At 58.7% G+C, this 21196-nt stretch carries 20 protein-coding genes; 9 read left to right on the top strand and 11 right to left on the bottom strand.

Features of this window, described 5'->3' with window-relative positions; all coding sequences use genetic code 11:
* Positions 1-13 precede the first annotated feature (13 nt).
* Both carA and dapB read right to left on the bottom strand, forming a co-directional pair.
* On the bottom strand, positions 14-1150 hold the full coding sequence (gene carA, locus OKC42_RS01585) for a glutamine-hydrolyzing carbamoyl-phosphate synthase small subunit (protein ID WP_005337628.1): 1137 nt from the start codon (positions 1148-1150) through the stop codon (positions 14-16).
* A 670-nt stretch (positions 1151-1820) separates the two neighbouring features.
* Entirely contained in the window at positions 1821-2633 is an 813-nt protein-coding gene (dapB, locus tag OKC42_RS01580) for a 4-hydroxy-tetrahydrodipicolinate reductase (protein WP_005347132.1), read from the bottom strand.
* Between the two features lie 273 nt (positions 2634-2906).
* Here dapB and OKC42_RS01575 point away from each other — a divergent pair, with 273 nt between their 5' ends.
* The 5 genes from OKC42_RS01575 to serA all read left to right on the top strand — a co-directional run bounded on the left by OKC42_RS01575 (position 2907) and on the right by serA (position 8841).
* A complete protein-coding gene (locus OKC42_RS01575) occupies positions 2907-3887 on the top strand; it encodes an alpha/beta hydrolase (RefSeq protein WP_270803804.1) in 981 nt (326 codons plus the stop codon).
* Positions 3888-4325: 438 nt separating this feature from the next.
* On the top strand, positions 4326-5660 hold the full coding sequence (locus OKC42_RS01570; RefSeq protein WP_069555428.1) for a Na+/H+ antiporter NhaC family protein: 1335 nt from the start codon (positions 4326-4328) through the stop codon (positions 5658-5660).
* 212 nt (positions 5661-5872) lie between these two features.
* Entirely contained in the window at positions 5873-6469 is a 597-nt protein-coding gene (locus OKC42_RS01565) for a 5-formyltetrahydrofolate cyclo-ligase (protein ID WP_216953270.1), read from the top strand.
* A gap of 161 nt (positions 6470-6630) precedes the next feature.
* Positions 6631-7284, top strand: coding sequence for a ribose-5-phosphate isomerase RpiA (gene rpiA, locus OKC42_RS01560; protein ID WP_005353106.1), 654 nt, complete (start codon positions 6631-6633; stop codon positions 7282-7284).
* A 324-nt stretch (positions 7285-7608) separates the two neighbouring features.
* Positions 7609-8841, top strand: a complete 1233-nt coding sequence (gene serA, locus OKC42_RS01555; RefSeq protein ID WP_005337639.1) for a phosphoglycerate dehydrogenase — start codon at positions 7609-7611, stop codon at positions 8839-8841.
* An 81-nt stretch (positions 8842-8922) separates the two neighbouring features.
* Here serA and OKC42_RS01550 read toward each other — a convergent pair whose 3' ends face one another.
* Positions 8923-9303, bottom strand: coding sequence for a diacylglycerol kinase (locus OKC42_RS01550; RefSeq protein ID WP_005337641.1), 381 nt, complete (start codon positions 9301-9303; stop codon positions 8923-8925).
* 144 nt (positions 9304-9447) lie between these two features.
* On the opposite strand from OKC42_RS01550, the gene OKC42_RS01545 reads away from it, so the two are divergent.
* Positions 9448-10509 (top strand): 3-deoxy-7-phosphoheptulonate synthase, encoded by a 1062-nt coding sequence (locus OKC42_RS01545; RefSeq protein WP_064336455.1) that lies wholly within the window; start codon positions 9448-9450, stop codon positions 10507-10509.
* 116 nt (positions 10510-10625) lie between these two features.
* Here the strand turns inward: OKC42_RS01545 and OKC42_RS01540 are convergent, their stop codons facing one another.
* From OKC42_RS01540 to OKC42_RS01530, 3 genes are all read right to left on the bottom strand, one after another.
* Positions 10626-11423 carry an ATP-binding cassette domain-containing protein gene (locus OKC42_RS01540; RefSeq protein WP_270819009.1) on the bottom strand — a complete coding sequence of 266 codons (798 nt, stop codon included), beginning with the start codon at positions 11421-11423 and terminating at the stop codon, positions 10626-10628.
* Positions 11424-11488: 65 nt separating this feature from the next.
* Positions 11489-12496 carry a vitamin B12 ABC transporter permease BtuC gene (btuC, locus tag OKC42_RS01535; protein ID WP_270819000.1) on the bottom strand — a complete coding sequence of 336 codons (1008 nt, stop codon included), beginning with the start codon at positions 12494-12496 and terminating at the stop codon, positions 11489-11491.
* A 97-nt stretch (positions 12497-12593) separates the two neighbouring features.
* The gene (locus OKC42_RS01530) at positions 12594-13325 is read right to left on the bottom strand and encodes a substrate-binding periplasmic protein (RefSeq protein WP_064336458.1); all 732 of its coding nucleotides are present in this window, start codon (positions 13323-13325) and stop codon (positions 12594-12596) included.
* A 112-nt stretch (positions 13326-13437) separates the two neighbouring features.
* On the opposite strand from OKC42_RS01530, the gene OKC42_RS01525 reads away from it, so the two are divergent.
* Both OKC42_RS01525 and tapW read left to right on the top strand, forming a co-directional pair.
* Positions 13438-13794: a DMT family protein gene (locus OKC42_RS01525; RefSeq protein WP_005337656.1), complete on the top strand. Its 357-nt coding sequence runs from the start codon at positions 13438-13440 to the stop codon at positions 13792-13794.
* Between the two features lie 60 nt (positions 13795-13854).
* Entirely contained in the window at positions 13855-14994 is a 1140-nt protein-coding gene (tapW, locus tag OKC42_RS01520; protein ID WP_005353124.1) for a type IVa pilus ATPase TapW, read from the top strand.
* Between the two features lie 94 nt (positions 14995-15088).
* On the opposite strand, the gene OKC42_RS01515 is transcribed toward tapW, so the two are convergent.
* Complete coding sequence (locus tag OKC42_RS01515; protein ID WP_042056515.1) at positions 15089-15538, bottom strand: methyltransferase family protein; 450 nt, start codon at positions 15536-15538, stop codon at positions 15089-15091.
* A gap of 173 nt (positions 15539-15711) precedes the next feature.
* Between OKC42_RS01515 and alr the strand changes: the two genes are divergently transcribed.
* On the top strand, positions 15712-16938 hold the full coding sequence (gene alr, locus OKC42_RS01510; protein ID WP_042056513.1) for an alanine racemase: 1227 nt from the start codon (positions 15712-15714) through the stop codon (positions 16936-16938).
* Between the two features lie 64 nt (positions 16939-17002).
* On the opposite strand, the gene OKC42_RS01505 is transcribed toward alr, so the two are convergent.
* From OKC42_RS01505 to oppC, 4 genes are all read right to left on the bottom strand, one after another.
* Positions 17003-17947 carry a TerC family protein gene (locus tag OKC42_RS01505; protein ID WP_005337664.1) on the bottom strand — a complete coding sequence of 315 codons (945 nt, stop codon included), beginning with the start codon at positions 17945-17947 and terminating at the stop codon, positions 17003-17005.
* Between the two features lie 302 nt (positions 17948-18249).
* Positions 18250-19245, bottom strand: a complete 996-nt coding sequence (oppF, locus tag OKC42_RS01500; RefSeq protein WP_005337666.1) for a murein tripeptide/oligopeptide ABC transporter ATP binding protein OppF — start codon at positions 19243-19245, stop codon at positions 18250-18252.
* Positions 19246-20226 carry an ABC transporter ATP-binding protein gene (locus OKC42_RS01495; RefSeq protein WP_100646210.1) on the bottom strand — a complete coding sequence of 327 codons (981 nt, stop codon included), beginning with the start codon at positions 20224-20226 and terminating at the stop codon, positions 19246-19248.
* Positions 20227-20280: 54 nt separating this feature from the next.
* Positions 20281-21192, bottom strand: a complete 912-nt coding sequence (oppC, locus tag OKC42_RS01490) for an oligopeptide ABC transporter permease OppC (protein ID WP_005337670.1) — start codon at positions 21190-21192, stop codon at positions 20281-20283.
* Positions 21193-21196 lie beyond the last annotated feature (4 nt).

Below are 21196 nucleotides of genomic sequence, written 5' to 3'. Positions count from 1 at the left end.
TTTCCTCTATTTCTTAGGCGCGATACTGCTTAATCAATTCAATAAAGTGGTCAAAAAGACCGGCACAGTCGTGCGGGCCCGGGCTCGCTTCGGGGTGCCCCTGGAAGCTGAAGGCCGGACGGTCGGTGCGATGGATACCTTGCAGGGAACCATCGAACAGGGAGACGTGGGTGGCGCGCAGGCAATCCGGCAGGCTGTTCTCGTCTACCGCAAAGCCGTGGTTCTGGGCGGTGATCATCACTGTGTTGTCATCAAGGCTCTTCACCGGATGGTTGGCGCCGTGGTGGCCAAACTTCATCTTGACGGTCTTGGCACCGGAGGCCAGACCCAGCAGCTGGTGACCCAGACAGATACCGAACACCGGCGTGTTGGTATTAAGGAAAGCCTTGATGGCCTCGATGGCGTAGTCGCACGGCTCGGGGTCGCCGGGGCCGTTGGAGAGGAAGATGCCATCCGGGTTCATCGCCAGTACCTCGGCGGCCGGGGTCTTGGCAGGCACCACGGTCAGGCGGCAGCCGCGGTCAACCAGCATCCGCAGGATGTTGCGCTTGACGCCAAAGTCATAGGCCACTACGTGATATTTCAGCTGGTCGGCATCCGGGGTGACGTGCCCCTTGCCAAGCTGCCAGCTCCCTTCGGTCCAGTTGTACGCCTCACCAACCGTCACCTCTTTGGCCAGATCCATCCCCTTCAGACCAGGGAAGGCGCGGGCCTGTTCGAGAGCATAGGCTTCATCGACCTGTTTCCCGGCCAGAATGCAGCCCGCCTGAGCGCCTTTCTCGCGCAGAATGCGGGTCAGTTTACGGGTGTCGATGTCGGCGATGCCAACGATGTTGTGAGACTTGAGGTATTCGGAGAGGGATTGCTGATTGCGGAAATTGGAGGCAAGTATCGGAAGGTCCCGGATGATCAATCCCTGAGCATGGATCTGACTGGACTCTTCATCTTCGCTGTTGGTGCCGGTGTTGCCTATATGGGGGTAAGTGAGGGTGACTATCTGACGGGAATAAGAGGGATCGGTGAGGATTTCCTGATAGCCCGTCATCGACGTATTGAAAACCACTTCACCAACGGAACATCCCTCGGCGCCTATCGACACGCCTTTGAACACAGTTCCATCTTCCAGCACTAGCAATGCAGTGTGATTCAAGACAACCTCCAGTTATTTAGCTTTAAATTCAGCAATTTACCTGGGTGTTGCGGGCTCGGTTCCGGTCTTGGACAGGACTCGAACCCGGCAGATTTCTGGCAAATTGGGCGCATTCTACTTAAAAAAAGTGGCATTTCAACGTCTTTTCTCAGATGAAATGCATCTAAATTCAATAAAAAAGCAACATTACCCATTATCTATGCACTCAATCGCTTTGCAACCCCCTCCCACGAAAGAAAAGGAAAAACCACCATCAAAAGATGCCGCCAAGCCAGCGATAACGACAAAAACAAACAAAAAAACCAATTAAAACAATGGCATTTATTTTTACACAAAAAACATTAATGACAAATTTAACGCTTTTACGATGACAAGAGTGAACGTGAAAAATGGAAAACGTTTTTCTGTGTTTGAATTTTTAGTCTTTTTCGGTCCGTGTAAAAAAATGGCTTTATCCGCCATAAAGATGCTCAAATCTGTTACCTGGTGATGACATTCAGGAAGGGAAAATCTGGTGGATAACGCAATAGTGTGATTTATAAGGCATTCAGATAAAAATTGCAGGCAGTGTGTCTTTTTATACAAACTCTGGCTGACTGACAGCAAAAACCCCGGCAAGCCGGGGTTTTTCACTGGGGTAGCAGTAGTACGAAAGTGCCGCTCAGAGGCATCACTTGAGATTGAGCACATCCTGCATGTCATAAAGACCGGCACCCTGCTGACCAAGCCACTTGCCCGCCCGCACAGCACCATTGGCGAAGGTCAGACGGCTGGAGGCCTTGTGGCTGATCTCCACCCGCTCGCCTATATCGGCAAACATGACGGTATGCTCCCCCACCAGATCGCCAGCACGAATGGTGGCAAAGCCGATAGTGTTGCGATCCCGCTCGCCAGTGATCCCCTCGCGGCCATAGACGGCGCACTCTTTCAGATCCCGACCCAGGGTTTTGGCGACCACTTCCCCCATGGAGAGCGCAGTACCGGATGGCGCATCCACCTTGTGGCGATGGTGGCCCTCGATGATCTCGATGTCGGTGTAATCCCCCATCACCTTGGCGGCCTGCTCCAGCAGCTTGAACACCAGGTTGACCCCGACCGAGTAGTTGGAGGCGAACACGATACCGATCTGCTTGCCCGCCTCTTTCAGGGCGGCCTTGCCTGCATCGTCAAAACCGGTGGTGCCGATCACCATCTGCTTGTGGTGGGCCAGCGCAAAGGCCAGATTGGCCAGGGTCACCTCGGGGCGGGTGAAGTCGATGATGAGATCAAACTCATCGCGCACCTTGTCAAGACTGTCGCTGATGGCCACACCCAGATGGCCCAGCCCATTGAGCTCACCGGCATCAAGACCGATCACCGCCGAACCCGGCCGCTCCAGCGCGGCACCGACCACTACGCCATCGGTGTTGGTGATGGCCTCCAGCAGCACCTTGCCCATACGACCATTACAGCCCATCACGGCCACACGGATCGGATTGTCCATCTCCACCCTCTCATCTCTTTTAATTATGGAAAGAGACCGTTTTACCAGCCCGCGCCGGGTTTGAAAAGCCATGATGCCACCACTCCTTGCTGCGCTCGCCAACGGCAGCGCACACTGGCTGGCCAAGAACTTCCTTTTGGTCACAGGCCGTTTTTCATCGTCTCACTCCATCATTTGGCAGACCGGGTGCCATCTGATAGGTTCGAACGAGTGAAATGCCAGCATAAGCAAAATCAGGGCAACGCCCGTGTCGATATCAAACGAGGTGCAAGGATGAGCGCAGGATTGCTGTTTGCTGTGGGGTTGATATCACTGACCCTGGTCATACTGGCCGCGGCTCTGCTGTTTGGTGGGCCGAGCTCGGCATCGGCGATGGCCAGCATCAACGACCCTTTCAAGGGGAGTGGCTGGAGCAACATGCCACCCCTCTCAAGATACCCGGCGCGTGACGGCACGCAGCTGGCCTATCGGCACTATGGCGCAGAGGGCAATACGAAGAACAACAAGGTCAAGGGCAGTGTGGTATTGGTTCATGGCTCTTCTGCCAGCAGCCAGAGCATGCACAAGATGGCGGACGCCTTTTCGCAAGCGGGATATGACGCCTACGCCCTCGATATTCGCGGCCATGGCGCATCGGGCAACAAAGGCACCATTGCCTACATCGGCCAGCTTGAGGACGATCTGGAAGATTTCATCAAGTCGGTAGCCCCCGACAAGCCTGCAACACTCGTCGGCTTCTCGTCAGGGGGTGGCTTTGTGCTGCGCGTTGCTGGCAGTGCGCGACAAACCCTGTTCGAGAGCTATCTGCTGCTCTCCCCCTATCTTGGCCCCACCGCCGCCAACTACCGGCCCAACAGCGGTGGCTGGGTGCGTGTCGGCTTGCCTCGCCTCATCGCCCTGAGCATCCTCAACGGTTTCCATATTTCCGCACTCAACCATCTGACCGTGCTGAACTTTGCCCTCAATGATGAGGCGAAATCCCTGCTGACCCCCTCCTACTCCTTCAACCTTGCTTCGAACTTTCAGCCGGAGCGTGACTACCAGCAGAACATACGCAATGTGCAACGCCCCTGCGCCGTGATCGCGGGTGCAAATGACGAAGCCTTCCAAACAGATCAACTTGAACCTGAGTTAAGACGTCTCGGCATCTCCTGGCCTGTCACCCTGCTGCCCGGTATTGGCCACATTCCCCTGACGCTGGAACAGGATGCTCTCGCGACAGCCGTTCAGGCGGTGGAGAAACTGGCACAGTAACCACACAGCCCAGGTCTTGTGTCCACGCGTTCTGGAAATATCCGTACCATGCTCACGTAGAGATAGAGAGAGGTGCGGCTGACGTTTGGCTGCGGGAGAAATCCCCAAGATGGCATGCAGAGATCTTATCGTTTACCTCTTTCCTTATTAAAGGCACGCGATACCCCCAGATACCGGCGGACTGTGTCAGAACAGCAATGAACAATAATCAGCACTAACTTCTTTTTCCGAATATTCTTTGGATATCTCAACAACACCAGAATCATCAAACAAAAACACCTATCCATCTGGACGTCTATCTTGACCAAGCGAGGTTGACTCACTACTGTGGGCACCCCAATGCGGCAGGATGCCCGCCCTGTTTTCCCCCTATCCCTATCCGATACAGGTACAAAGCAGTTTATGACAGGAGGTCATTGTTCAATTTCAGAGGAACACATGATCCAGACTCAACCCAGTGCCAGGGCCTTGTTGCCACTTCTGGTTTTTCTCGCACTCTTTATCGGTACCGGTACCTGGCTGACCCTGCAGGGGGTCGAATTCGCCTTCTATCAGCTGCCCGCTCCGGTTGCTGCCCTGCCTGCGGTGATGCTCGCCCTGCTGCTTGGCAAAGAGAGCTTCAACAGCAATCTGGAGACCTTCTTCAAGGGGGTCGGCCACAGCAATATCATGGCGATGTGCCTTATCTATCTGCTGGCGGGGGCCTTTGCCAGCGTGGCCAAGGCCACCGGCGGCGTTGATGCCACCGTGGCGCTGGGTCTCTCCCTCATTCCCGGCTGGGCGCTGTTGCCCGGACTGTTCCTCATCTCTGCCTTTATTGCTACCGCTATGGGCACCTCCATGGGCACCATAGGTGCCGTGGCGCCGGTCGCGCTGGGCGTGGCGCAGGCGGCTGGTATCGATCCGGTACTGATGGCAGGCACCATTCTCTCCGGCGCCATGTTTGGCGATAACCTCTCCATCATCTCCGACACCACCATAGCAGCAACCCGCAGTCAGGGGTGCGAGATGAAGGACAAGTTCCGCGAAAACTTCAAGATTGCTGCCCCTGCTGCCATCGCGGTGATCCTGCTCTATCTGACCCTGGGCTCAGTGGGTGAATCCCCTGCCAGCGGCAGCGCCATCGAGCTGTTCAAGGTGATGCCTTATCTGCTGATCTTGGGGCTGGCGCTCGCCGGAGTGAATGTGTTTGTGGTGCTGGGGATAGGTATTCTGGCCGCCGGAGTGGTGGGCATGATCAACGGCTACGCCATCGGTCAGTTCAGCAAGGATATCTATCAGGGCTTTACAGGCATGCAGGAGATCTTCCTGCTCTCCATGCTGATCGGCGGCCTCGGCGCCCTGATGGAGCGTCAAGGTGGACTGGCATGGATCAGCGAGCGCATCAGCGCCCTGATTGCCCGTTTCACTCGCGAGCACAATGGTGAACAGAACGAGAAAGCGGCCGAGCTCGGCATCGCCGGGGTGGTGAGCCTAACCAACCTGTGCACCGCCAACAACACGGTGGCTATTATCGTCGCCAGCAAGGTAGCCCGAGATCTGGCCGAACACCACGGTGTCACCCCGCGCCGCGCCGCCTCCATGCTCGATATCTTCTCCTGCGTGGTACAGGGTCTGATCCCCTGGGGCGCACAGGCGCTGCTGCTGGGATCCATCTTCGCCCTGTCGCCGTTGGCGGTGGTGAGCATGAGTTTCTACCCGATGGCGCTGGCTGTAGCGGCACTGATTGCCGTGTTTGTGAAGCACCAGATGCGCGGCAAGGCTGAGAAGTAACTGACCAGAGGCTGACGCGCCGACATGCCATCAACACGGGCCACATCCTGGCCCTTGTTGGCTCACTAACGGATCCACCAGCATTTATCCCACCGTCCCGGGCATCAGCCGTCCGGGGCGGGAGTTCCCCTGCCCCCCTTAACGTCAAGAGTGAATGTGCTAAGGTAGAGCGCGTTCAAGCCATCGATGCGCAGCTATACCAGAGGTTCCCCATGCATGAGTCCCAACCCGAACGTCAATCCCTGCGCCAACTGGTTCGTCAACGCCGCAAAAATCTGAGTCCGGCCGAGCAGCAATTGGCGGCCCAACAGCTGCTGGCCCAGTTCAAGCAACACCCCGAGATCCTCGCCGCCAAACGCATTGCCCTCTATCTGGCCAATGACGGGGAGATCAACCCCTTGCCCACCATCCATTGGCTGTGGGCCCAGCACAAAGAGGTCTACCTGCCGGTGCTCCACCCCTTTACCCCGGGTCACCTGCTCTTTTTGCGCTATACCGCCACCAGCCCCATGGTACGCAACCGCTACGGCATCGAAGAGCCGGAGCTGGATATCCTGCAGGTGGTGCCCCACAGCACGCTCGATCTTATCTGCACCCCGCTGGTCGCCTTCGATGCCCAGGGCAATCGTCTTGGCATGGGGGGCGGCTACTATGATCGCACTCTCGCCATCTGGCATGAGCACAAGCTGGGGCCCAAGCCACTCGGCATTGCCCACGACTGCCAGCAGGTAGATTCCGTCCCGCAAGAGGAGTGGGATGTGCCGCTGCCCCAGATCATCACCCCAAGCCACTGCTGGCGCTTTGAATAGGCTGTTTTTGGCCGGCAGCCCCGGCTTTGTGCGCGCAAACGCAGAATAAACAGGCAAACGATTTACAAAGTTCCTCTTTTTGCCCAGGAACGTGAGCAACAAGGTCGCGACGGGGTACCGGGTTGGATATAATGCGCCCGCTTTTTTCTTAAGGAACGATCATGACTCAAGATGAAATGAAGAAGGCGGCCGGTTGGGCTGCGCTCAAGTATGTGGTTCCCGGCACCATCGTCGGGGTGGGCACCGGCTCTACCGTCAACCACTTTATCGACGCGCTGGCGACCATGAAGGACGAGATCAAGGGGGCGGTATCCAGCTCCGTGGCCTCTACCGAGCGCCTCAAGGGCTTCGGCATCACCGTATATGATCTCAACGAGATCGACGCCCTCTCCGTCTATGTGGATGGCGCCGACGAGATCAACGCAACCCGCGACATGATCAAGGGTGGTGGCGCAGCCCTGACCCGCGAGAAGATCGTTGCCGCCGTCGCTGACAAGTTCATCTGCATCATCGACAACACCAAGACCGTCGACGTGCTGGGCCAGTTCCCGCTGCCGGTCGAAGTGATCCCGATGGCCCGCGAATACGTGGCCCGCGAAATTCGCAAACTGGGTGGCAACCCGGTGTGGCGTGAAGGGGTCGTCACCGACAACGGCAACCACATTCTGGATGTGAAAGGCATGGCCATTACCGACGCCAAGGCGCTGGAAGTACGACTGAACGCCATTGTTGGTGTGGTCACCAACGGCCTGTTCGCCGCCCGCGGCGCCGATGTGGTCCTGATCGGTACGCCGGACGGCGTGATTACCCAGTAATCCCGACACCGGCAGCACAGTGCAGCGGCATCCTCCCTCGCACGCCAGCGCCACTCTGCAACCTCTGACGCAGCAGCGGCGTTGATTGAGCCCCGGGATGGGATATGACCCAAACATTGCACTGTGAATAAATGACGGCGCCTGATGGCGCCGTTTTTATTTATCCCTCAACAAGTTGCATACGGATGTTTACAACATTCGTTGATAACTTCAAAGAATTTGACTTTCGTCACAAATATTCCCTCTCCCAAACGTTTTTGCTACTTTACGGTTTTCTTCGCACACCAAATCTGCACTTACGTTTGCACATACAGAGGGATCGTCATGACTGCCAAGTTTTCGTTGGACAAGGATAAAATCAAGGTTCTGCTGCTGGAGGGGGTTCATCCCAACACCGTAGAGACCTTTCGTGCCGCAGGTTACACCAGTGTGGAGTATCTCAAGACCTCGCTCTCCGAAGAGGAGCTGATCGAGCAGATCCGCGACGTCCATTTCATCGGGCTGCGCTCCCGCACCCAGATCACCGAGAAAGTCCTCGACGCCGCCAACAAGCTGGTTGCCATCGGCTGCTTCTGCATCGGTACCAACCAGGTCGAGCTGGAAGCGGCCCAGATCCGCGGTATTCCGGTCTTCAACGCCCCCTTCTCCAACACCCGTTCGGTCGCCGAGCTGGTTCTGGGCGAGATCCTGCTGCTGCTGCGCGGCATCCCCGAGAAAAACGCCAAGTGCCATCGCGGCGTGTGGGAAAAACTGGCCAACCGCTCGGTGGAAGCGCGCGGCAAGAAGCTCGGCATCATCGGCTACGGCCACATCGGTACCCAGCTTGGCATCATCGCCGAAAGCATCGGCATGAAGGTTTATTACTACGATATCGAGAACAAGCTCTCGCTGGGTAACGCCATTCAGGTGCCGAGCATGGTCGAGCTGCTCAATATGTCTGACGTCATCAGCCTGCACGTGCCGGAGACCGCCTCCACCAAGAACATGATCGGAGCCGAGCAGCTGCGGATGATGAAACCGGGCGCCATCTTCATCAACGCCGCCCGCGGTACCGTGGTGGATATCGATGCGCTGGCTGACGTCATCAAGAGCGGCCATATCGCCGGTGCCGCCATCGACGTCTTCCCGGTCGAGCCCAAGTCCAATGACGAAGAGTTCCAAAGCCCGCTGCGTGGGCTGGAGAACGTCATCCTGACCCCGCACATCGGTGGCACCACCCATGAGGCGCAGGAGAACATCGGGCTGGAAGTAGCCAACAAGCTGGTCAAATACTCCGACAACGGCTCTACCCTCTCCGCCGTCAACTTCCCGGAAGTGTCGCTGCCAGGCCACAAGGGCTCCAGCCGCCTGCTGCACATTCACCGCAACCAGCCGGGCGTGATGAACCAGATCAACCAGATCTTCGCCGAAGAGGGGATCAACATCGCCGGTCAATACCTGCAGACCAGCAGCCATATAGGTTACGTGGTGATCGACGTGGAGACCGAGCACAGCGAGAAGGCGCTCGCCAAGCTCAAGGAGATCAACGGCACCATCCGAGCCCGCATTCTCCACTGATAGACCCTTATCTGCGCAGCAAAAAGCCCGTCGTGATGACGGGCTTTTGTATGAAGCAGAACCTAAAGGCAGCGTGATGGCTTACCACCACCCCAACAGGTTGCGCCCCACCAGCGCCCCCCATACCAGAGCATTGAGGGCCAGCGCGATAAAGACGGCGGCGGAGCCCAGATCCTTGGCGCGGCCGGAGAGCTCATGATGCTCGGAGCCAACCCTGTCTACCACAGCTTCAATGGCGGAGTTGAGGATCTCGACGATCACCACCAGCCAGCTGATGACGATAAGCAGCAGGATCTGGTTGAGAGAATCCCCCAGCCAGAAGGCAAGTGGCATCAGCAACAGGATCAGCATCAGCTCCTGCCGAAAAGCCGCCTCGTTAATCCAGGCTGACTTGAGCCCCTTCATGCTGTAACCGGTTGCGTTGATGATGCGGGTGACCCCTGTTGCCCCTGGCTTTGCCACGCTATCTACCTCATTTGGAATCGATTTTGGCCTCACATCCTATCAGAGCCCCCCAAGGTTTCAATCAGGGGACTTTTGCTTTATTTTATCTCTTTGCTTTTTCGCCCCTTGCGGCTGACACCACCCACTCGAGACTTGAGTTGTATGTCCATTCACACAGATGAATTGCGCACCCGTCGCCTGGAGTCACTGATCACTCCGAGCGAGCTTGCACACGCGTTTCCGATCACCGATACCATTGCCCAGAATCTGCTGGATGCCCGTCGCGAAGTGGAAGCCATTCTGGCCGGAGACGATCAGCGCCTGCTGGTCATTGTCGGCCCCTGCTCTATCCATGATCCCGCTGCTGCTCGCGAGTATGCCCAGCGCCTCAACGCCCTGCGCGAGCAGTATAAAGAGAGCCTCTGCATCGTGATGCGCACCTACTTCGAGAAACCGCGCACCATCGTCGGCTGGAAAGGGCTCATCAACGATCCGCGCCTCGATGGCAGTTTCGACGTCAACGAAGGGCTGAAACTGGCGCGTAAACTGCTGGTCGACATCAACGAGATCGGCATGCCCACCGCCACCGAGTTCCTCGATATGGTGACCGGCCAGTATATTGCCGACCTCATCACCTGGGGCGCCATCGGCGCACGCACCACCGAATCCCAGGTACACCGCGAGATGGCCTCGGCCCTCTCCTGCCCGGTTGGCTTCAAGAACGGCACCGACGGCAATACCCGCATCGCCATCGATGCGGTGCGCGCCGCCCGTCACAGCCACATCTTCTATTCGCCGGACAAGGACGGCAAGATGACCATCTACCGCACCGCCGGTAACCCCTTTGGTCATGTGATCCTGCGTGGCGGCCACCGACCCAACTACGACACCGCCAGTGTCGATGAAGCCTGTGAAGCGTTGGCCGATGTGGGCCTGCCGGAGCGTCTGGTGGTCGATTTCAGCCACGGCAACAGCATGAAGGATCACCGTCGTCAGCTGCTGGTGGCGCAAGATATCTGCGATCAGCTGCGCCGCGGCCGTACCGGCATCGCCGGCATCATGGCAGAAAGCTTCCTGGTGGAAGGGCGTCAGGATGTGGAGAACGGCTGCGCCGCCACCTTCGGCCAGAGCATCACCGATGCCTGCCTGTCATGGAGCGATACCGAAACTCTGCTGGCGATGCTGGCAGAAGCCGCGCAGGTACGCCTGAGCAAACAGGCTTGAACTGCGAATAAAACCAAAGGGGCCGGTATTTTTGATACCGGCCCCTTCTTCTTGCTGTCAGCCGATTAAGCTTCGCTAATCGGCCCTACATGCGCCCTCTTTCCTGTACACCCTACTTACAAACTGGGCATAAACCACACCCGGCCTGCCGCTTCGATGCGGTCGGAGCGGATCTGGAATACCTGCGCCAGCAGCGCCTCATCCACCAGCTCGACACCCCCTTCGCGCACCACCGCGCCCCCTTGCAGGCAGAGAATGCGGTCGGCCCAGTCGATGGCCAGATTGATATCGTGGATGGCGAGCACCACCAGTAATCCCTGCCCGGCCAGGGTTTTCAGCAACCGCAACAGCGCCAACTGATGATGCAGATCGAGCCCCGCCAGCGGTTCATCCAGCAGCAGCACCTTGCCGGTCGGATTGAGGCCCGGCCACACCTGCAGCAGGGTGCGGGCAATCAGCACCCGCTGCTGCTCGCCCCCCGACAACCGGCTAAAGTCACGAGCCAGCAAGGCTTCCAGCTCCAATGCCTCGCACAGTGCGTTTATCGCCTCATTCTGTCTGGCGGGCGCAACCGCCTCATCGAACCCCAGGCTCAACACCTGAAACACCGGAATATGAAACAGCTGGGGCTGACGCTGGGGTAGCATGGCACGCTGCTTGGCAAGCTCGGGCCAACTCAGGTCAGTAAGCACCGCCCCCCCCAGCAGCACTGTGCCATCGGCGGGTAAAATCCCCGCCAGCGCCCCGAGCAGGGTCGACTTGCCACTGCCATTGGGGCCAAGCAGCGCCACCAACTGGCCGCCATGCCAGCGGATATCTAGGGGAGAGAGCCGTCCGGCAATAGCGAGTGCGTGCGCCTCCAGCAGCGGCGCAGCAGCACGAGAAGAAACCGGCATGGGATCAGCGGGTGACATCGGCATCTTGCCTCAACAACGGGTAAATAAGGAGACTGCGCGCCCCGACCAAATCATGCAGATATTCATGCAGCACCATCGGCAGTTTGCCTCAATAGCAGGTAGATAAAGAGCGGCGCCCCCACCGAGGCGGTGATGACCCCTATAGGCAACTCCCCCGCGCTCAGGCTGGATCGAGCAACCAGATCGGCCGCCAGCAGCAGGGCCCCGCCGCCGAGCGCCGAGGCGGGCAGCAGGAAGCGCTGATCGCTGCCACCGCAGAGCCGCAGCAGATGGGGCACCACCAACCCGACAAAACCGATGACACCACACAACGACACCGCCACACCGGTCAGCAGACAGACCGCAAGCACCAGCCGCCCCCGCATCTTGTCGACATCCATCCCCATCAGGCGGGCCTGAGTCTCCCCCAACAACAACTGTTGCAGCGCCTTGCCCTGCCAGCAGAGCCAGCCCAGGGTGAGCGGCAGCACCAGCCACCACCAGGCAAACTGCTGGCTGCCGTAAGAGAGGCTCCCCATCATCCAGAACATGAATTCACGCAAGGAGCCATCGTCGGCAAAGTACATCAGCCAGGTCATGGCCGCATTGGTGAGGATGCCGATGGCCACACCAAACAACAGCAAGCGAGCATGACCGAGACGCGCCCGGCGAGCCAGCCGAATGAGCAGCATGGTCACCAGCAAGGCGCCACCAAAGGCCGCCAGCGACAGCCCCCAGCCGGGCAGATAGAGGCCGAGGGACTTGGCCACCGCCATCGCCACCATGGCAGCCAGTCCTGCTCCGCCTGAAACGCCAAGCAGCCCGGGTTCGGCCACCGGGTTGTGCAGCATCACCTGCAATACGGCGCCGCCACAAGCGAGCGCGGCGCCAGCCAATAGGGCCAGCAGGGCGCGCGGCAGGCGCAGCTCCAGCAGGATGCTCTGTTCGAGATCGCCAAGGGGCTGCCAGGGCAGCAGCACAAACTCGCCCCAGACGAGGGAGAAGAGAAACAGCAGCAGGGTCAGCAGCGTCAGGCCACAGAGCCAGCGCCGCTGCCAGCGCTGCTGGCGGGCGATAAGGGAGAGGTACAAGGATGATCCCCGAATAACAAGGCTTCCCCCCGGCCCTGTCGCAGCGCCGGGGGAGAAGCAGGAAAAGGGCATGATAACAGTGGCTTGCCACCCAAGGTCAAGGCTGGTAACGCTTGGCCATCACGCTTATCTCGCCGCTGGCCACCAGATTTTGCAGAGCCACCAGCAAGGGCTGGCGCAGCGACTGGTGAGGTGAGTGCTTGCTCATCCCCAGATAGAGGGTCACCGGCGTGGCGGGGCGGTAGTCCGCCTTGCCTATCCGGCTGGCATTTTCCTGACTCAAGGCATAGTCCACCTGACAGTCGGTGCCAATCATCAGCGGCAGGTGACCGCGCTGCACCATGCGCAGCAGCTGATCTTCGGTGGGCACTCCGTGCTTGTCGAGGCGGCTGTCACTGTTGAAGGGCTCAAAGTAGGCGGAGTTGAGCACATAGCCCACCTTAACCCCCTGCAGATCGCGGTATTGGTGGATCCGGGCCACATTGACCGGCTGACCATAAAACGCGGGCCAGCACTGGTAGTAGGCAGGCTGCAGATAGTCGATGAACTGCGCCCGCTCGGCGGTATAGGCGAGGCCAATCATCAGATCGACCTGACCGGTCTGCATCTGCTTGAGCGCCCTGCCCCACGGCATCCGCCGTACCTGCAACTCAATGCCGCTCGCCTGCTGCAACCGGCGCAGGATGTCCATGTCGAGCCCCTGCAACCGGCCATCCGCTTGCAGGATGCGAAATGGCGGCCACAGATCGGTGGCCACCGTCAGCGTCGGGGCCGCACGCACCGGCATGGCAAATAACAGTAAAAACACTATCCCGCATAACTTGCCCATCCCGTCGCATACCTCGCACGGCTTATCCTGTTGGTTAAAAATACCCTCCCGCACCACGTATGAAAACCCGTGGTTCAGGGATAAAATGCGCCGGATTTTCAAGGAGAACCCTATGAACCCGATTTTCACCAGTATCGGTCTGCTGCTCTGCAGCAACGTCTTTATGACCTTCGCCTGGTACGCTCACCTCAAGAGCATGAACCATAAACCCTGGATCATTGCCGCCCTGGTGAGCTGGGGTATCGCCCTGTTCGAATACCTGCTGCAAGTGCCCGCCAACCGCATCGGCCATACGGTGATGAGCGTGGGCCAACTTAAAATCCTGCAAGAAGTGATCACACTCACCGTATTCGTCCCCTTCTCTATCTTCTATCTCAAGGAAGATCTGAAATGGGACTATCTCTGGGCAGGGCTCTGCATTCTCGGGGCGGTCTTTTTTGTCTTTCGCGAGAAACTGACCGGCGCCTGAGGCTGTACACTCAATATCATCCCGCTCATGGCATCTCATTGATCGACGAGGCAAAAAAAAATGGAATTGCGAGACATGTTACAGATCCTGGCCAAGCAGGATGGCTCAGACCTCTATCTGTCGACCGGCGCGCCCCCCTGCGCCAAGTTTAACGGCGGCCTGCGCCCCCTCAACGAAACGCCGCTGGAGCCGGGGGAAGTGGCGCGGATCGCCGCCGAGATCATGGATGGCGAGCAGAAGCAGCAGTTCGAGAAGGATCTGGAGATGAACCTCGCCATCTCCCTGCCCCAGATCGGCCGCTTTCGGGTCAACATCTTCAAGCAGCGCAACGAAGTCTCTCTGGTGGCCCGCAACATCAAGACCGAAATCCCCCGCTTTGAAGATCTCAAACTCCCGCCTGTGCTGCTCGACACCATCATGGAGAAACGCGGTCTGGTGCTGTTTGTCGGCGGTACCGGCTCGGGTAAATCCACTTCGCTGGCGGCGCTTATCGACCATCGCAACCGCAACAGCGGCGGCCACATCATCACCATCGAAGATCCGGTGGAGTTCGTTCATCGCCACCGCAAGAGCATCATCAACCAGCGGGAGGTTGGCGTGGATACCCGTAGCTTCCACGCCGCCCTGAAAAACACCCTGCGTCAGGCGCCGGATGTCATTCTTATCGGCGAGATCCGCGATCGCGAGACCATGGAACATGCGCTGGCCTTCTCCGAAACCGGCCACCTTGCCATCTCCACCCTGCACGCCAACAACGCCAACCAGGCGCTGGATCGCATCATCAACTTCTTCCCCGAGGAGCGCCGCCCCCAGCTGCTCAACGATCTGGGCAACAACCTCAAGGCTTTTGTCTCCCAACGGCTGGTGAAAACCACCGATGGCGGCCGCCGGGCCGCAGTGGAGATCATGCTCGGCACCCACACCATCCGCGACATGATCAAGCGCGGCGAATTTGGCGGCCTCAAAGAGGTGATGGAAAAATCCAAGGCCCTCGGTATGGTCACCTTCGACAGTGCCCTGTTTGATCTGGTAGTGGAAGGGGTAATTGAGGAAGAAGAGGCGGTGAAAAACGCCGACTCGGCCAACAACCTGCGCCTCAAGATCAAGTTGTGGAAGGAGAAGGGGCAGATTGCCAGCAGCAGCGATGCCACCGGCTGGAGCCTCGAACCCACCAAGGACGAGAAGGGCGATTTTTTCTAACTAGCCCCTCGAGAACCCCGGGCCCGCCCGGGGTTCTCTTTATCCAGCACGGCTGACCCGACTTATCCGCTCAGCCCACGCAGATCACAGCCAGTCAGCACCAACGGCGAACGCGCTGGCAATACGCCACATACTCGTCGCCGAAACGGGCGCGTAGCAGCCGCTCCTCCGGCATGATCTGAAAGCGGGTCAGCCAGGCCACCAGCACGATTGGCCCAACCCAGACCCAACTTCCACCGAGATAGCAGCCCCAGGCGACCAGCCAGCAGAGCAGTCCCAGATACATGGGATTGCGACTGACACGATAGACGCCACAGGTCACCAGACGACTGGTGTGCTGAGGTTTGGTGGGGCTGACCGTGGTTTGGTGGTGACGAAACCGTTGCAGGGCACCAAAGCCCATGATGGCCCCCGCAACGACCAGCACAGCCATCAGCGCCATTGCCCAGATGCCGGGCTGACTCTCCCCTCTTAGCCACCACATGGCCCCAGCACAGAGCAGGAAGATCAGCGGTGGTGGCAAACGTAACTCAAGATTGACCATTTTCTTCCCCTGACGAGTGTCGGCCGAACCCGTGTTGCGGTAGACTCCCAACCAGTCAGCGCCTGTTGAGAGTGACAAAGATCATAATAATAACAACAAGTTGTGGTTAAACCACCACCAATGTGGCCGACCCCGTCCAAACTATCCAACGCGAATAACAAAAAGGAATCACCATGCACAAGAAAACTCTGCTGGCTACCCTGATCTTCGGCCTGCTCGCGGGCCAAGCCGTTGCGGCTCCCTATCTGCCCCTTGCGACGGACCATCGCAACGGCCAGGAGCAAACCGCCAGCAACGCCTGGTTGGAAGTGGATCTGGGCGCCTTTGAACACAATATCCAGACCCTCAAGGATCGCCTCGGCGACAAGGGCCCGCAGATCTGCGCCATCATGAAGGCCGACGCTTACGGTCATGGCATCGACCTGCTGGTCCCCTCCGTGGTCAAGGCCAATATCCCCTGCATCGGCATCGCCAGCAACGAAGAGGCGCGCGTCGCCCGCGAGAAGGGCTTTACCGGCCGTCTGATGCGGGTGCGTGCTGCCACCCCGGATGAAGTAGAGCAGGCCCTGCCCTACAAGATGGAGGAGCTGATCGGCAGTCTGGTGAGTGCCCAGGGCATCGCCGATATCGCCCAGCGCCACCACACCACCATTCCGGTGCATATTGCACTCAACTCCGCCGGCATGAGCCGCAACGGCATCGACCTGCGTCTGGCCGATGCCAAGCAGGATGCGCTGGCCATGCTCAAGCTCAAGGGGATCACCCCCGTCGGCATCATGACCCATTTCCCGGTGGAGGAGAAAGAGGACGTCAAGATGGGGCTGGCCCAGTTCAAACTGGACTCCCAATGGCTGCTGGAAGCGGGCAAGCTGGATCGCAGCAAGATCACCATCCACGCCGCCAACTCCTTCGCCACCCTGGCCGTGCCGGACGCCTACTTCGACATGGTGCGCCCGGGCGGCCTGCTCTACGGCGACTCCATCCCCTCCCATACCGAATACAAGCGGGTGATGGCATTCAAAACCCAGGTCGCCTCGGTCAACCACTATGCCGCGGGCAACACCGTCGGTTATGACCGCACCTTCACTCTCAAGCGTGACTCCTGGCTCGCCAACCTGCCGCTGGGCTACTCCGATGGCTATCGCCGCGCCCTCAGCAACAAGGCCTATGTGCTGATCCAGGGTCAGAAGGTGCCGGTGGTCGGCAAGACCTCCATGAACACCATCATGGTGGATGTGACTGATCTGAAAGGGGTGAAACCCGGCGACGAGGTGGTGCTGTTTGGCCGTCAGGGTGAAGCCGAAGTGAAACAGGCGGATCTGGAGGAGTACAACGGCGCCCTGCTGGCGGACATGTACACCATCTGGGGCTACACCAACCCCAAGAAGATCAAACGCTGATCACGCGATATGAAAAAGGGCTCCCGCGGGAGCCCTTGTTGTTTGGTATTAAATAATGTTGCGTTTAAGCGGCCTTTTTACGGGTCACAAACAGACTCAGCCCCATGGATGCCAGCAGGATCAACGCGACTACGCCCAGTGCTATGCCGGTCGGGATCTTGAAGATATCCAGCAGCAGCATCTTGACTCCGATAAACATCAGGATCAGCGCCAGACCGTATTTGAGCAGGGCGAAGCGATCAGCCACACCGGCCAGCAGGAAGTACATGGCACGCAGACCCATGATGGCGAAGATGTTGGAGGTCAGCACGATGAAGGGATCCGTGGTCACCGCGAAGATGGCCGGGATACTGTCCACCGCGAAGATGAGGTCGCTCACCTCCACCAGCACCAGAATGAGCAGCAGCGGGGTGGCATAGCGCACACCGTCACGCCAGACGAAGAACTTCTCCCCTTCCAGGGTCTCGGTCACCTTGAAGCGACGGCGCATCCAGCCCAGCAGCGGGTTGTTGGCGAGATCAGGCTCCTTGTCGGCCGCCCACAGCATTTTGGCACCGGTCAGCAGCAGGAAAGCGCCGAACAGATAGAGGATCCAGTGGAACTGCTCGATGAGCCAGCTGCCCGCGAACACCATACCGGCACGCATCACGATGGCCCCCAGCACCCCGTAGAGCAGCACCCGGCGCTGCAGCTCGGCCGGAATGGCAAAGTAGCCGAACAGCATCAGCCAGACGAAGACGTTGTCCACTGCCAGCGCTTTCTCGATGAGGTAGCCGGTGAGGAACTCCAGTCCCTTCTGGTTGGCGATTTCACGGCCCGCGCTGTGATCCAGCCAGAGCCAGATAGCCAGGTTGAAGAGCAGGGCCACGCTGACCCAGATGAGAGACCAGACACCCGCCTCTTTGAGGGACACCTTGTGTGACTTGCCGCCACCGACAAAGCGTATGTCTATCCATAACAGGACCAGCACTATGCTGAAGAAACCGGTCCACATCCACCATTCACCCATGTTCACTTCTCCCAAAAACGACAAAACCCACGACCGAGAGGCGTGGGTTTGCGTTTGGAGCAGATACACCTTGCCTCTCGGCAAGGTCTCACTTACAGCTGATTTGCATCAACTGCCCGGCTGCCGGGTGCACTGCAGGAACTGGGTGCACCGTAATGACGACAAACCGGCGAGAAGTTACTCCCCTTGTTGCGCGGATAGTAGCAGCGGTAAATGATAACGCCAAGAGGCATCTTCACTGCCGTCAAAAATAAATCGGGGCCCCATCAAGGAGCCCCGCAAGCAGGTTCAACACATCCCCATCAGAGCGGGTCGACCTTGAGGCAGGAGACCGCGTGATCGAAGTTCCCCTCCAGCACTGGGCGGGTCTTGGCACACTCGGGGCCAGCCACCGGGCAGCGGGTGCGGAACACGCAGCCTGACGGAGGATTCATCGGTGAGGGCAAATCCCCCTCCAGGATCTGGATCACCTTGTTGCGCTCCAGCTCAGGGTCCGGGATTGGCACCGCTGACATCAGCGCCTTGGTGTAAGGATGCAGCGGGTTGGCGAAGATCTCCTTGCGGGTCCCCAGCTCGACGGCGTTGCCCAGATACATCACCAGCACCCGATCGGAGATATGCTTGACCACCGACAGGTCGTGGGCGATGAAGATAAGCGACAGCCCCATCTCCTTTTGCAGGGATTTGAGCAGGTTGACCACCTGCGCCTGAATGGAGACGTCAAGCGCCGAGACCGGCTCGTCACAGATGATCATCTTGGGCTCGAGGATCAGTGCCCGGGCAATCCCGATCCGCTGGCACTGACCGCCGGAGAACTCGTGCGGGTAGCGGTTGACCAGGTTGGGCAACAGCCCCACCTTGCTCATCATGGCACGCACCTTCTCCTTCACCTCTTCCCGTGGCAGGTTGGGGTAGAAGGTGATGAGCGGCTCGGCAATGATGTCGCCGATGGTCATGCGCGGGTTCAGGGAGGCCAGCGGGTCCTGGAAGATCATCTGGATCTCTTTGCGCTTCTCGCGCAGGGCATTCTGATCGAGCTTGGTGAGATCGTCACCCAGCCACACCACCTTGCCATCGGTGGCCGGTACCAGACCGATGATGGCGCGGGCAAAGGTGGACTTGCCGCAGCCGGATTCCCCCACAACACCAAGAGTTTCACCCTCATAGAGACGCAAGGTCACGCCATCGACCGCCTTGAGATCAGACGGCTTGGCCCAGGGCCACGCCTTGCCACTCTTGATACTGAAGTGAACCTTGAGGTCAGACACTTCCAACAGCAATTTTTTGTCGGCACCCATTTAGTTGGCCCCCTTGTTGATGGCATCCGAAACCCAGTGACAGGCACGCTCTCGACCGTCGTTGAACGGGGTCAGAACTGGTGACTGCTGGCCGCAAATCTCGCTGACCCGGTGGCAACGCTCCTGGAAGGGGCAGCCGGTCGGCAGACGCAGCAGGTTGGGCGGATTGCCCGGGATGGTGGGCAGCACTTCCCCTTCGGTATCGAGGCGGGGAATGGCGCGCAGCAAGCCTTCGGTATAGGGGTGGCTCGGGCGATAGAAAATATCGTCTACCTTGCCGTACTCCATGGTACGACCGGCATACATCACCAGCACCTTGTTGCAGATACCGGCGACCACGCCAAGGTCGTGGGTGATCATGATGATGGCGGTGTTGAACTCGCGCTTGAGCTCGTTCATCAGGGTCATGATCTGGGCCTGCACGGTCACGTCGAGCGCGGTGGTCGGCTCGTCGGCGATCAGCAGTTGCGGCCGGCAGAGCAGCGCCATGGCGATCATCACCCGCTGACGCATACCGCCGGAGAACTCGTGGGGATACATCCCCATCCGCTTGCGTGCTTCAGGAATTTTGACCGCATCGAGCATCCGTACCGACTCTTCGAACGCTTCAGCCTTGCTGACGCCCTTATGCAACATCAGCACTTCCATCAGCTGATCCTGCACCTTCATGTAGGGGTTGAGCGAGGTCATGGGGTCCTGGAAGATCATGGCGATCTTCTCGGAGCGGATCTTGTTGAGCTTGGACTCCGGCAGGTTGAGGATCTCCTCCCCCTGAAATTTGGCAGAGCCGGTAATAATGCCGTTTTTGGCCAGCAGCCCCATGATGGCAAAGGCCGTCTGGGATTTGCCGGAGCCAGACTCGCCGACAATCCCCAGGGTTTCACCCGCAGAGAGAGAAAAGTTGAGGTCGTTGACCGCCACCACATTGCCGTCCGGGGTCTTGAACTCGACCCGCAGATCTTTCACATCCAGTAACTTCATATAAAAACTCCTTATCGATCTTTCGTGATGCTTTCCTGTCGATCCGATGCTCGATTAACGATCTTTCGGATCGAGGGCGTCACGCAGACCATCCCCGAGGAAGTTGAAGCAAAACAGGGTCACCACCATAAAGCAGGCGGGGAACAGCAGTTGCCAGATGGCCACTTCCATCGACTTGGAGCCTTCATCCAGCAGGGCACCCCAGCTGGTCATCGGTTCCTGAACTCCAAGGCCCAGGAAACTCAGGAAGGATTCAAACATGATCATCCCCGGCACCAGCAAGGTGGCGTAGACGGCCACGATACCGAGTACGTTCGGTACGATGTGACGGGTGATGATCTTCCACTTGGAGACGCCACAGACGTGGGCTGCCTCGATAAACTCCTTGCTCTTGAGGCTGAGAGTCTGGCCCCGCACGATACGCGCCATGTCGAGCCAGCTCACCGCCCCGATGGCGATAAAGATGAGCGCCAGATTGCGGCCAAAGAAGGTGACCAGCATGATGACGAAGAACATGAAGGGGAAAGCGTTGAGGATCTCCAGTACCCGCATCATCAGGCTGTCGACCCGCCCGCCGATAAAGCCGGAGGCCGCGCCATACAAAGTACCGATGATGACCGCCACCATGGCGCCCATGATGCCGACCATCAGGGAGATGCGACCGCCCAGCAGGGTGCGCACGAACAGATCGCGCCCCAGACTGTCGGTTCCGAAGTAGTGACCCGCTTCCATATCGGGCGGCGACTGCATGGCGCCCCAGTCCGGATCGTCAAAGGTGTATTGGGACAAATGGGGGCCAAAGATGACCGCCAGACCGATGATGGTCAGAATGATCAGGCTGGTCAGGGCCGCCTTGTTGCGCAGGAAACGGCGACGGGCATCCTTCCACAGGGAGCGCCCCTCCACCACTTCCACTTTTTGCGCGAACGCCTCGACGGCATCGCGTTTTTCAGTTGAAACAACCATGATG

Origin of the sequence: Aeromonas sp. Y311-2, assembly GCF_027706025.1 — a bacterium.
Classification (GTDB): domain Bacteria; phylum Pseudomonadota; class Gammaproteobacteria; order Enterobacterales; family Aeromonadaceae; genus Aeromonas; species Aeromonas veronii.
The sequence above is the reverse complement of the archived record's forward strand: the minus strand, read 5'-3'. Positions and strand labels throughout refer to the sequence as shown.

Excerpts from the sequence above, each read along its gene's own strand:
- dapB (WP_005347132.1), bottom strand. The coding sequence starts at position 2,633 with ATGGACAATCCGATCCGTGTGGCCGTGATGGGCTGTAATGGTCGTATG.
- OKC42_RS01575 (WP_270803804.1), top strand. The coding sequence starts at position 2,907 with ATGAGCGCAGGATTGCTGTTTGCTGTGGGGTTGATATCACTGACCCTG.
- OKC42_RS01570 (WP_069555428.1), top strand. The coding sequence starts at position 4,326 with ATGATCCAGACTCAACCCAGTGCCAGGGCCTTGTTGCCACTTCTGGTT.
- OKC42_RS01565 (WP_216953270.1), top strand. The coding sequence starts at position 5,873 with ATGCATGAGTCCCAACCCGAACGTCAATCCCTGCGCCAACTGGTTCGT.
- rpiA (WP_005353106.1), top strand. The coding sequence starts at position 6,631 with ATGACTCAAGATGAAATGAAGAAGGCGGCCGGTTGGGCTGCGCTCAAG.
- serA (WP_005337639.1), top strand. The coding sequence starts at position 7,609 with ATGACTGCCAAGTTTTCGTTGGACAAGGATAAAATCAAGGTTCTGCTG.
- OKC42_RS01545 (WP_064336455.1), top strand. The coding sequence starts at position 9,448 with ATGTCCATTCACACAGATGAATTGCGCACCCGTCGCCTGGAGTCACTG.
- OKC42_RS01540 (WP_270819009.1), bottom strand. The coding sequence starts at position 11,423 with ATGTCACCCGCTGATCCCATGCCGGTTTCTTCTCGTGCTGCTGCGCCG.
- OKC42_RS01530 (WP_064336458.1), bottom strand. The coding sequence starts at position 13,325 with ATGGGCAAGTTATGCGGGATAGTGTTTTTACTGTTATTTGCCATGCCG.
- OKC42_RS01525 (WP_005337656.1), top strand. The coding sequence starts at position 13,438 with ATGAACCCGATTTTCACCAGTATCGGTCTGCTGCTCTGCAGCAACGTC.
- tapW (WP_005353124.1), top strand. The coding sequence starts at position 13,855 with ATGGAATTGCGAGACATGTTACAGATCCTGGCCAAGCAGGATGGCTCA.
- OKC42_RS01515 (WP_042056515.1), bottom strand. The coding sequence starts at position 15,538 with ATGGTCAATCTTGAGTTACGTTTGCCACCACCGCTGATCTTCCTGCTC.
- alr (WP_042056513.1), top strand. The coding sequence starts at position 15,712 with ATGCACAAGAAAACTCTGCTGGCTACCCTGATCTTCGGCCTGCTCGCG.
- OKC42_RS01505 (WP_005337664.1), bottom strand. The coding sequence starts at position 17,947 with ATGGGTGAATGGTGGATGTGGACCGGTTTCTTCAGCATAGTGCTGGTC.
- oppF (WP_005337666.1), bottom strand. The coding sequence starts at position 19,245 with ATGGGTGCCGACAAAAAATTGCTGTTGGAAGTGTCTGACCTCAAGGTT.
- OKC42_RS01495 (WP_100646210.1), bottom strand. The coding sequence starts at position 20,226 with ATGAAGTTACTGGATGTGAAAGATCTGCGGGTCGAGTTCAAGACCCCG.
- oppC (WP_005337670.1), bottom strand. The coding sequence starts at position 21,192 with ATGGTTGTTTCAACTGAAAAACGCGATGCCGTCGAGGCGTTCGCGCAA.